Origin of the sequence: Exiguobacterium sp. s26, assembly GCF_018618235.1 — a bacterium.
Lineage (GTDB): Bacteria > Bacillota > Bacilli > Exiguobacteriales > Exiguobacteriaceae > Exiguobacterium > Exiguobacterium chiriqhucha.
Genome location: NZ_JACSLS010000031.1, coordinates 1 through 1,087, shown reverse-complemented (window position 1 = coordinate 1,087; position 1,087 = coordinate 1). Strand labels below are relative to the sequence as shown.

2 protein-coding genes are annotated in these 1,087 nt (G+C 46.3%); both read right to left on the bottom strand.

The annotated features are described in order from the left end of the window. Positions 1–827 (bottom strand): IS3 family transposase (locus KNP82_RS15450; RefSeq protein WP_353049077.1); only part of this gene is annotated, 827 nt, incomplete at its 3' end. Next, on the bottom strand, positions 791–1,087 hold a 297-nt coding region (locus KNP82_RS15445), incomplete at its 5' end, for a helix-turn-helix domain-containing protein (RefSeq protein WP_214756982.1). The genes KNP82_RS15450 and KNP82_RS15445, both read right to left, overlap by 37 nt.

The following is a 1,087-nucleotide window of genomic DNA, read 5'->3' as shown; positions in this document are numbered from 1 at the left end:
ATACGTTCTTCGTTGTAGTAAGTTAAGTAATTATTCACCCGCTCACGCACTTCATAGTCGCTTAACGAGTTGAACTTGACGTACTGGAATTCCTCAGACTTCAAGTTCGAATGAAACGATTCGATCACCGCATTATCCCAACAGTTGCCTCTTCGAGACATGCTGCTCGTCAGATGCTTCCTCTTTACGAAATCTTGAAAGGCATATGATGTATAGACACTTCCTTGATCTGAATGGATGATGATCCCTTCGGGATTGTTCCGACTCTCCAACGCCATCCTTAACGTATCGATGACGAGGGGCGTCTGTTGATGATCGTATAGCTTATAGGCAACAATCTCATTGTTGAATAGGTCGATGATCGTGGAGAGGTACTTCGTCGTTCCCCCGTATTGGATGTAGGTGATGTCCGTCACCCACTTCTTATTCGGTCTACTGGCAGTGAAGTCTCGCTTGAGAAGGTCAGGGGCGATGACGATGCTCTCACCCTGAGACTTCCATTTTCGTTTGGGTTTGATCCGACACTGGAGATGGTGCTTCTTCATGATTCTCTGTACGGTGTTCCGGTTTGCTGCCAATTCATAGGTTTGCTCTAACAGGGCCTTTATCTTTCGATGTCCATATCGATAATTTGTAAGCTTACATACTGCGACGATTGTTTGCTCTAGCACCGAAGGGTGCTTCACCGGTTCTCTGGCCCAACGGTAATAGGTTGCCCGTGGCACGTCCAGGACACGTAGGATCGTCGTGATCGTATATTTCCTCTTCAGGAGCTCTACAGTCTTTAGGGCTACTTCTTTCTCAACTCTCTTTCGATCTCCATGAATTTTTTTAAGATTTCGTTCTCCGTCTTCAGGTGAGATAGTTGACGCTCTTTCTTGTCATCCTCGCTGGCGGAATCAGGACCGAGTCCGTAGGTGTATTGCTTCCCGATTGGCTGGTCGAATCGATAGATTTCATTGGACCGATACCATCTCATCCATGTGTGGATTTGGGATTCACTTTTGATTCCGTGTTTCTCCATGATTTCTCTATTCGTCAACTCACCGCTCAGTTTGTCTTTCACCACTGCCCATTTCACTTCACT